General features: G+C 68.3%; 10 protein-coding genes. 7 read left to right on the top strand and 3 right to left on the bottom strand.

What is annotated here, in order from left to right:
• The 4 genes from FY251_RS17625 to FY251_RS17610 form a co-directional block, all read left to right on the top strand.
• On the top strand, nucleotides 1-322 hold a 322-nt coding region (locus tag FY251_RS17625; protein WP_187367436.1), incomplete at its 5' end, for a helix-hairpin-helix domain-containing protein.
• A 304-nt stretch (nucleotides 323-626) separates the two neighbouring features.
• Entirely contained in the window at nucleotides 627-1,520 is an 894-nt protein-coding gene (locus FY251_RS17620; RefSeq protein ID WP_148416347.1) for a class 1 fructose-bisphosphatase, read from the top strand.
• 216 nt (nucleotides 1,521-1,736) lie between these two features.
• Complete coding sequence (locus tag FY251_RS17615) at nucleotides 1,737-3,482, top strand: acyl-CoA carboxylase subunit beta (protein WP_148416346.1); 1,746 nt, start codon at nucleotides 1,737-1,739, stop codon at nucleotides 3,480-3,482.
• 189 nt (nucleotides 3,483-3,671) lie between these two features.
• Nucleotides 3,672-4,031 carry a DUF5658 family protein gene (locus tag FY251_RS17610; protein WP_148416345.1) on the top strand — a complete coding sequence of 120 codons (360 nt, stop codon included), beginning with the start codon at nucleotides 3,672-3,674 and terminating at the stop codon, nucleotides 4,029-4,031.
• Here FY251_RS17610 and FY251_RS17605 read toward each other — a convergent pair.
• Complete coding sequence (locus FY251_RS17605) at nucleotides 4,015-4,470, bottom strand: DoxX family membrane protein (protein WP_148416344.1); 456 nt, start codon at nucleotides 4,468-4,470, stop codon at nucleotides 4,015-4,017. The two genes, FY251_RS17610 and FY251_RS17605, sit on opposite strands and share 17 nt — an antisense overlap.
• 66 nt (nucleotides 4,471-4,536) lie before the next feature.
• Nucleotides 4,537-5,097, bottom strand: a complete 561-nt coding sequence (locus FY251_RS17600; protein WP_342765787.1) for a MaoC family dehydratase — start codon at nucleotides 5,095-5,097, stop codon at nucleotides 4,537-4,539.
• Between the two features lie 136 nt (nucleotides 5,098-5,233).
• Between FY251_RS17600 and gdhB the strand changes: the two genes are divergently transcribed.
• The 3 genes from gdhB (at nucleotide 5,234) to FY251_RS17585 (ending at nucleotide 8,819) form a co-directional block, all read left to right on the top strand.
• On the top strand, nucleotides 5,234-6,520 hold the full coding sequence (gene gdhB / locus FY251_RS17595; protein ID WP_148416342.1) for a glutamate dehydrogenase GdhB: 1,287 nt from the start codon (nucleotides 5,234-5,236) through the stop codon (nucleotides 6,518-6,520).
• Nucleotides 6,521-6,571: 51 nt separating this feature from the next.
• Nucleotides 6,572-7,411 carry a CoA ester lyase gene (locus FY251_RS17590; RefSeq protein WP_148416341.1) on the top strand — a complete coding sequence of 280 codons (840 nt, stop codon included), beginning with the start codon at nucleotides 6,572-6,574 and terminating at the stop codon, nucleotides 7,409-7,411.
• 154 nt (nucleotides 7,412-7,565) lie between these two features.
• A complete protein-coding gene (locus FY251_RS17585; protein ID WP_148416340.1) occupies nucleotides 7,566-8,819 on the top strand; it encodes a Glu/Leu/Phe/Val dehydrogenase in 1,254 nt (417 codons plus the stop codon).
• A gap of 8 nt (nucleotides 8,820-8,827) precedes the next feature.
• Here FY251_RS17585 and FY251_RS23170 read toward each other — a convergent pair whose 3' ends face one another.
• Nucleotides 8,828-8,953 carry a hypothetical protein gene (locus tag FY251_RS23170; RefSeq protein ID WP_255516735.1) on the bottom strand — a complete coding sequence of 42 codons (126 nt, stop codon included), beginning with the start codon at nucleotides 8,951-8,953 and terminating at the stop codon, nucleotides 8,828-8,830.
• Between the last annotated feature and the right edge of the window lies 1 nt (nucleotide 8,954).

Below are 8,954 nucleotides of genomic sequence, written 5' to 3'. Positions count from 1 at the left end.
GGACGGGGGAGACGGGGCGGACGCGCGCTCGGAGCCGACCGCGTCGGGCGATTGGACGCCGACCGGGACGACGGGGGCGTCCGCCGACGGCTCGGGCGACGCGCTCGCGGCCGAAGAGGCGTGGCGCGAGCGGTCGAAACCCGAGCCGCTGACGACGCTCGTCGGCATCGACGAGGACGACGCCGAACTGCTCGCCGAGGCGGGCGTCCGCTCCGTCAGACGGCTCGCCACCGCCGACCCGGAACACGTCGCAGACGCCCTCCAAATCGACCCGACCGTCGTCAGCGCGTGGAAGGCGCAGGCGCGCGACGCGATGGAGTGAGTCTCGGTTCCAACTCCGCGGCCGAATTTTTACTATCTGAGTAGTAATTTTCATTCGGAAGGGATTATCCCGTAATATTTCGTTACGGACTCCATAACCACCATATTCAACAATATCCCCTAAACGACCCTAGACGTAGTCTTTATATAGGTAGTTACACCATTTTGAATCAGATGATGCCCGGCTCCGACACGGCCGTCGACTCCCCGCAGACGGTATCTTCCGCCCCGACGACGTTCGGGGGCAGTTCCCGCCTCGCCGACGATTCGCCGACGACTCGCCGACGCCCCGAGGGGTGGGCCTGATGGCGACGACGGACGTCAACACCGCCGACACCGCCCGCGACGTGCGGACCATCGACGGCGTGGTCGACGTCATCGCGAGCACCGCGCCCGAGATTCGAACCGGCCTCCCCGGTCGCCGCGTCACCGCCGAAGAAGAGAACCCGAGCGGCGAGACGCAGATGGCCGCCGACGTGTTCGCCGACGACCTCCTCTGCGAGCGCATCGGCGCGCTCGACGGCGTCGGCGAGTACGCCAGCGAGGAGCGCCCCGAGTCGGTCGACGTGGGCACCGGCCGGCTGTCGGTCGCGGTCGACCCGCTCGACGGCTCGTCGAACCTGAAGCCGAACAACACGATGGGGACCATCTTCGCGGTCTACGAGTCGCCCCTCCCGGCCCACGGCCGCGACCTCGTCGCCGCCGGCTACGTCCTCTACGGCCCCGTCATGACGATGGTCGTCGCCCGCGACGGCCGCGTCGACGAGTACGTCATCCACGACGACGCGAGCCACGAGCTCGTCCGCGAGGACGTCACCCTCCCCGACGAGGGGTCGGTGTACGGCTTCGGCGGCCGCGTCCCCGACTGGACCGACGACTTCGAGGCGTTCGCCCGCGAGGTCGAACAGGACCCCTCGCGCAAGCTCCGCTACGGCGGCTCCATGATCGGCGACGTGAACCAGATTCTCACCTACGGCGGCATCTTCGCGTACCCCACGCTGGAGTCCGCCCCCGAGGGCAAACTCCGCGTCCAGTTCGAGGGCTACCCCATCGGCTACGTCATCGAGACGGCCGGCGGCGCGACCTCCGACGGCACGAAGTCGCTTCTCGACGTGGACAAGGACGAACTCCACGCGCGCACCCCGATGTACGTCGGCAACACCGACCTCATCGCGAAGCTCGAAGCCGCGCTGGACTGACCGCGTCCGACCCGCCGACCCCCGACCCGCGGGGCTGAGGCACCAACCGCGTCGAGCGAGCCGAAACGGCCGGGCACACTCGTTTTCCACGGACTTCGCAGTCGATAGCGTCAGGTCTCCGGCTGGACTGCGGCCGGACTGCCGCCCGCCTCGATTCGCCCGACCGGCAAATCATACATGGAAAACCATTTTGAATACGGTGGTGCATCACCGAGTATGAAGGTCAGAATCGGCGACGGCGCGACCGGCGACGAGGCCGAGGCCATCGCCAGCGCGCTGGCGCGACACCTCGGGACGGACGTGAACGTCTTCGTCGGCGACGGCGAGGAGGCCGTCGCGGACGCCGAACCGCCCGCGGACGCCTTCCCGCTCGACGACGACATGGGACCGACCGAGCGCGAGGAGAAACTCCGCGAGGAAATCGCGGACATCCTCGGCGGCGGTCCCGAGAAGTACAAACAGCGCCTGCCGGAGTCGGGAAAGCTGTTCGTCCGCGACCGCCTCGACCTGTGGTTCCCCGACGGGCTGGCGTTCGAGGACGGCAAGTTCGCCAACTTCGACTCGTGGCACGAGAACTCCCCCGAGGTCGACGAGGCCGACCCGAACACCCGCCTGCCGGGCGACGGCCTCCTCACGGGTGCCGCCGAGTTCGAGGGCCGCGACCTCCACTTCATGGCCAACGACTTCACCGTCAAGGCCGGGTCGATGGCCCGCCGCGGCGTCGAGAAGTTCCTTCGGATGCAACAGCGGGCGCTCAAGACCGGCAAGCCGGTGCTCTACCTGATGGACTCCTCCGGCGGCCGCATCGACCAGCAGACCGGCTTCTTCGCCAACCGCGAGGGCATCGGGAAGTACTACTACAACCACTCGATGCTCTCGGGGTACGTCCCGCAGATTTGCGTCCTCTACGGGCCGTGCATCGCCGGCGCGGCCTACACGCCCGTCTTCGCCGACTTCACCGTCATGGTCGAGGGGATGTCCGCGATGGCCATCGCCTCGCCGCGCATGGTGAAGATGGTCACCGGCGAGGAGATCTCCATGCAGGACCTCGGCGGCGCGCGGATGCACGCCGAGGAGTCCGGGAGCGCCGACCTCGTCGCCCGCGACGAAGCCCACGCCCGCGAACTCGTCTCGCAACTCGTCACCTACCTGCCCGACAAGGCCGGCGAGAAGCCGCCGCGCTCCGAGTCGAAACCGCCGCGGTACTCGCCCGACGGCATCGACGAACTCATCCCCGAGTCGCCGAACCGCCCCTACGACGCCCACGACCTCATCGAGCGCGTCGTCGACGCCGAGTCGGTGTTCGAACTGAAGCCCGACTACGGCAAGGAAATCGTCACCGCGTTCGCCCGCATCGACGGCCGTCCGGTCGGCGTCGTCGCCAACCAGCCCACGGAGCGGTCGGGAGCCATCTTCCCCGACGCCGCCGAGAAGGCCGCGGAGTTCATCTGGACCTGCGACGCCTACGAGATTCCGCTCCTCTACCTCTGCGACACGCCCGGCTTCATGGCCGGCTCGCAGGTCGAAAAGGACGCCATCCTGGAGAAGGGCAAGAAGTTCATCTACGCCACGTCGTCGGCGACGGTGCCCAAGCAGACCGTCATCGTGCGGAAGGCCTACGGCGCGGGTATCTACGCCATGGGCGGCCCGGCCTACGACCCCGAGAGCGTCATCGCGCTCCCCTCGGGCGAGATCGGCATCATGGGCCCCGAGGCCGCCATCAACGCGGTGTACGCGAACAAGCTCGCCGACGTCGACGACCCCGAAGAGCGGGCGCGGATGGAAGACGAACTCCGTGAGGAGTACCGCGAGGACATCGACGCCCACCGGATGGCGAGCGAGGTCGTCATCGACGAAATCGTCCCGCCGTCGAGCCTCCGCGACGAGCTTGCGGCCCGCTTCGAGTTCTACGCGGACGTGGACAAATCGCTCCCCGACAAGAAACACGGGACCGTCATCTGAGCCGGTTTCGACGGTTAATGCTCCGTTTTTCGGGCGGGTAATTTCACGGTAACTGACCTAAGCGGCTCGTACTGAGGACGGTCGGAGTGGTACGGACCTCATCGTCGGCCGACTCCCGTCCCGTCCCACTCGTCCCGTCCGTCCCGTCTCGCCGCGGCTTCGGGAACTGTCGCCTGCCGATAGCCCGCCATGAGCCACGAAGTCCCCATTCCCGAGACGCCCCGAACGGCACTCACGCACGCGGTGAGCGACGAGCACGTCCTCTGGACCGTGACGATGCTGGCGTTCGTCCTCGACGTGCTGACGACGCTCTACGGACTGGGCCGGGGACTGGCCGAACTGAACCCCGTCGTGCTCGCGCTCATGCCCGTGTTCGGGCCGGTTGGCGCGCTCATCTCGCTGAAACTCGTCGTGCTCGCGGTCGCGGTCGTCGCGTGGCGCGTCCTCCCGAGTCGCTACCGCGGGGCGATTCCCATCGGCGTGGCCGTCCCGTGGGGCGTCGCGGGGCTGATGAACACGCAACTCATCCTCGTCACGGTGTTCGGGTAGGCCGCCGGAGCGACTCGACCAACACGGCCCACGCGAGCCCCGCGAGTCCGATGTCGCGGGCGAGCACGTCGCCGAACAGGCCGCCCTCGGCGACGAAGACGACCGCGAGATAGAGACAGGTCGCCGACAGCGAGACGGCCGCGACGGCGCTCGCGAGGGCGGTGTAGCGGTCGGCGACGATGGCCGCGCCGAAGCCGACTTCGAGGACGCCGTTTACGAGCACGAACGTCACCGGCGAGACGACGAGCAGCGGCGCGAGCCACGGGACGACGTACGCCGACCACGAAAGCGGGTCCAGAAGCTTGTGGACGCCCGCGGCCAACACCATCGCACCGAGACCGACCCGGGCGACCGTCATCGGGTCGGGCGCGCGGGCGGCGACCGACGCGGCCCGGTCGCTGGCCGACGCGACTCGCGCGGGGAGGCCGTCGAAATCCATGTCCGGCCTAGCGACGCCGGGGAGAAAACGGTGCGGGTGGGTTGGAGGCCGGAGCAGTCAGCCGGTTCAGGCGTCGGCGTCGGCATCGTCGGCGAACTCGCGTTTCAGCGACAGCGCCGTCCGCTCGAACTCGCAGACGAGGTCGTCGTGCTGGTTGAACACCTCGACGTTCATCGTCACCACGCCGCGCTCGCCGTCGGAGGTCTCGCGCTTGTCGAGGACGGTCGTCTGCGCCCGGAGCGTGTCGCCGTGGAACACCGGGTTCGGATGAGAGACGTCGTCGTAGCCGAGATTCGCCACGATGGTCCCGTCGGTCGTCTCGGGAATCGAGAGGCCGACCGCGAGGCTCATCGTGTAGAGGCCGTTGACCAGTCGCTCGCCGAACTGCGAGTCGGCCGCGAACTCGGCGTCGAGGTGGAGCGGCTGCTGGTTCATCGTCATGTCGCAGAAGCGCTGGTTGTCCGACTCCGAGACGGTGCGTCGCTTCTCGTGTTCGATGGTCCGGCCGACCTCGAACTCCTCGTAGTACAGCCCCGACATGGTAAATCGTGTGATAGACCGTGATAAAACCGTGCCGGTCGGCCGCCCTGTGTGACAACTATTGCCCCGAGCGAAACTGGATAACAACCATTATAATTATCCACCATAGAGGATTTCGAAAGCGCCCGATTGCGGCCGGTTCAGCGGTCTCGACGGGCGCGACGGACGCGGGACGACGCGTCTGTCCCCCGGCACAGCCGGCGCTCGGCCGGCACGACCAATCATGGCATCCGCAGCACCACCCACCGAGACGGACGACGAACCGACCGAAGAGACAGCCCTCCAGACGGCCCGCCGACAGCTCGAACGCGCGGCGGCGCACCTCGACGTCGACCCCGGCGTCATCGAGCGGCTTCGACACCCGAATCAGGTCCACCGCGTCTCGGTGCCGCTCGAACGCGACGACGGTTCGACCGCGGTATACACCGGCTATCGCGCCCAGCACGACAGCGTCCGCGGGCCGTACAAGGGCGGCCTCCGGTTCCATCCCGACGTGACCGAAGCCGAGTGCATCGGGCTCTCGATGTGGATGACGTGGAAGTGCGCCGTGATGGACCTCCCGTTCGGCGGCGGCAAAGGCGGCATCGTCGTCGACCCCAAGGACCTCTCGACCGACGAGAAAGAGCGGCTCACCCGCCGGTTCGCAGAAGAGCTTCGGCCCTTCATCGGCCCCACGAAGGACATCCCCGCGCCCGACATGGGCACCGACGCCCAGACGATGGCGTGGTTCATGGACGCCTACTCGATGCAGGAAGGCGAGACGACGCCCGGTGTCGTCACGGGGAAGCCGCCGGTCGTCGGCGGGAGCGAGGGCCGCGACACCGCGCCCGGCCGCTCCGTCGCCATCATCGCCCGCGAAGCCATCGACTACCTCGGCTGGGACATCGAAGACACCACCGTCGCGGTCCAAGGGTTCGGGTCGGTCGGCGCGCCCGCCGCGCGACTCCTCGACGACGAGGGCGCGACGGTCGTCGCCGTCTCCGACGTGAACGGGGCCATCTACGACCCCGACGGCCTCGACACCCGCGACGTGCCGACCCACGAGGAGGAACCGGAAGCCGTCATGAAGTACGACGCGCCGCGGAAACTCTCGAACGAGGAACTGCTCGAACTCGACGTGGACGTGCTCATCCCGGCGGCCGTCGGAAACGTCCTGACCGCCGAGAACGCCCGCGACGTGCGGGCTGACCTCGTCGTCGAGGGCGCGAACGGCCCGACCACGTCGGCCGCGGACGAACTGTTCGAGGAACGCGAGATTCCGGTCGTCCCCGACATCCTCGCCAACGCCGGCGGCGTCACCGTCTCGTACTTCGAGTGGTTGCAGGACCTCAACCACCGCTCGTGGTCGCTCGAACGCGTCCACGACGAACTGGAGACCGAGATGCTCCGCGCGTGGACCGCCGTCCGCGAGCGCGTCGAGGAACACGACGCGACGTGGCGCGACGCCGCCTACATGGTCGCGCTCGAACGCGTCTCCGAGGCGCACGAACACCGCGGCCTCTGGCCCTGAACCGGGTCGCCGACGGGTCGATATTTCACCGCTCCCCTCGATACACACACCATGCCCCGACGAAGCGTTTTGTTCTCCCCCGGCGACCGACCCGAACTCCTGCGGAAGGCCCCCGGCGCGGGCGCGGACGCGCTCGTCTTCGACCTCGAAGACGCCGTCTCGCCCGACAGGAAAGCCGAGGCTCGTGAGACCGTCGCCGCGGTTCTCTCGGACCCCGACTTCGACCCCGACGCCGAGGTCGCGGTCCGCGTCAACCCCGGCGACGCCGGCCGCGACGACATCGCCGCCGTCTGCGCCGAACACCCGCCGGACGCGCTGGTCGTCCCGAAGGCGACGAGCGCCGACGACGTGACGAGCGTCGCCGACGCGGCCCGCGAGGCCGACGCGGACTGCCCCGTCATCGCCATCATCGAGAGCGCGGCGGGCGTCCTCGCCGCCCCCGAGGTCGCGGCCGCGCCCGACACCGCCGCCGTCGTCTTCGGCGCGGAGGACTTCGCCGCCGACGTGGGCGCGACCAGAAGCGACGACGGGACCGAGGTGCTCTACGCCCGCGAGCGCGTCGTCGTCGCGGCCGCGGCCGCCGGCGTCGACGCCATCGACACGCTCCACGTCGACTATCGGGACGAGGCGGGGCTCCGCGAGGACGCCGCGTTCGGCCGGCGACTCGGCTACGACGGGAAACTCGCTATCCACCCCGCGCAGGTGCCCGTCATCAACGAGGCGTTCTCGCCCGACGACGAGGACGTGGCGTGGGCGAAGACGGTGCTCCGCGCCCGCGACGAGGCCGCAAAGGAGGGTCGGGGCGTCTTCGGCGTCGACGGCGAGATGATAGACGCGCCGCTGGTCAAGCAGGCCGAGAACGTCCTCGACCGCGCCGGCGAGTCGTACTGAGCGCGCTCCGGCCGGCGCGAGAGCGACCCGGCCCGATGCCGACTCGGCCGGACGCCCGACGACTGTCACCTTTTATCTATGGGTATGTGTCCCAATATTGTGGTATGCTAAAATCCCCGCTACGCTTAACCGGCTGCCCGGAGCGTATTATGGCATGGCACAAGAGGCGAATCCATTCGAGAGTCTACAGGAGCAAATCGACGACGCGGCCGCCTACCTCGACGTTCGAGACGACGTTATCGAGCGGCTGAAAAACCCCGAGCGAGTCCTCGAAACGAACCTCGCCGTCGAGATGGACGACGGCGACGTCGAGCTGTTTCGCGCCTACCGGTCGCAGTTCAACGGCGACCGCGGCCCGTACAAAGGCGGGATTCGCTACCACCCGAACGTCAGCCGAGACGAGGTGAAGGCGCTGTCGGGCTGGATGGTGTACAAGTGCGCCGTCGTCGACATCCCCTACGGCGGCGGCAAGGGCGGCATCGTCATCGACCCCAAGACGTACTCCGAGTCCGAACTCGAACGCATCACCCGGTCGTTCGCCAAGGAGCTTCGCCCCCTCATCGGCGAGAGCCGCGACATCCCCGCGCCCGACGTGAACACCGGCCAGCGGGAGATGAACTGGATCAAGGACACCTACGAGACGCTCGAAAACACGACCGCGCCGGGCGTCATCACCGGGAAGGCGCTCTCCAACGGCGGCAGTGAGGGTCGCGTCGAGGCGACGGGTCGCTCGACGATGCTCACCGCCCGCGAGGCGTTCGACTACCTCGGCCGCGACATCGAGGGCGCGACCGTCGCCGTGCAGGGCTACGGGAACGCCGGCTCCGTCGCCGCGAAGCTCATCGAGGACCTCGGCGCGACGGTCGTCGCCGTCTCCGACTCCTCCGGCGGCATCTACGACGCCGACGGTCTCGACACCCGCGCGGTCAAGGGGTTCAAAAACGAGACGGGTACCGTCTCCGACTACGAGGGCACGGAGGCCATCACCAACGAGGAACTGCTCACCCTCGACGTGGACCTGCTCGTGCCCGCCGCGCTGGAGAACGCCATCGACGGCGAACTCGCACACGACGTGAGCGCGGACGTCGTCGTCGAGGCCGCGAACGGCCCGCTCACGCCCGACGCCGACGACGTGCTCACCGAGCGCGAGGTCCACGTCTTCCCCGACATCCTCGCCAACGCCGGCGGCGTCACCGTCTCGTACTTCGAGTGGGTCCAGAACCGCCAGCGGTTCTACTGGACCGAAGACCGCGTCAACGACGAACTGGAGCGCGTCATCGTCGACGCCTTCGAGGAGCTCGTCGACGCCTACGAGACCCACGACCTGCCGAACTTCCGCACCGCGGCCTACGTCGTCGCCATCCGCCGCGTGGTCGACTCCTACGACTCCGCCGGCAACTGGCCGTAGGGTCGGCGTCAGTCGTCGTCTCGGCGGTTTCGTCCTGCCGTCTCGTCGCCTCGCTTTTCGACCGTTTCGCCCGCCGTGCTGTGTCCGCCGCGGTCGCCGATATCGCCGATTCTGTGCATGGTGGTGAATATCACT

Origin of the sequence: Haloferax sp. KTX1 (genome assembly GCF_902410085.1) — an archaeon.
Lineage (GTDB): Archaea > Halobacteriota > Halobacteria > Halobacteriales > Haloferacaceae > Haloferax > Haloferax massiliensis.
This window is presented reverse-complemented; position numbering and strand designations above follow the sequence as displayed.

Excerpts from the sequence above, each read along its gene's own strand:
- FY251_RS17620 (WP_148416347.1), top strand. The coding sequence starts at position 627 with ATGGCGACGACGGACGTCAACACCGCCGACACCGCCCGCGACGTGCGG.
- gdhB (WP_148416342.1), top strand. The coding sequence starts at position 5,234 with ATGGCATCCGCAGCACCACCCACCGAGACGGACGACGAACCGACCGAA.
- FY251_RS17615 (WP_148416346.1), top strand. The coding sequence starts at position 1,737 with ATGAAGGTCAGAATCGGCGACGGCGCGACCGGCGACGAGGCCGAGGCC.
- FY251_RS17605 (WP_148416344.1), bottom strand. The coding sequence starts at position 4,470 with ATGGATTTCGACGGCCTCCCCGCGCGAGTCGCGTCGGCCAGCGACCGG.
- FY251_RS17590 (WP_148416341.1), top strand. The coding sequence starts at position 6,572 with ATGCCCCGACGAAGCGTTTTGTTCTCCCCCGGCGACCGACCCGAACTC.
- FY251_RS17610 (WP_148416345.1), top strand. The coding sequence starts at position 3,672 with ATGAGCCACGAAGTCCCCATTCCCGAGACGCCCCGAACGGCACTCACG.
- FY251_RS17585 (WP_148416340.1), top strand. The coding sequence starts at position 7,566 with ATGGCACAAGAGGCGAATCCATTCGAGAGTCTACAGGAGCAAATCGAC.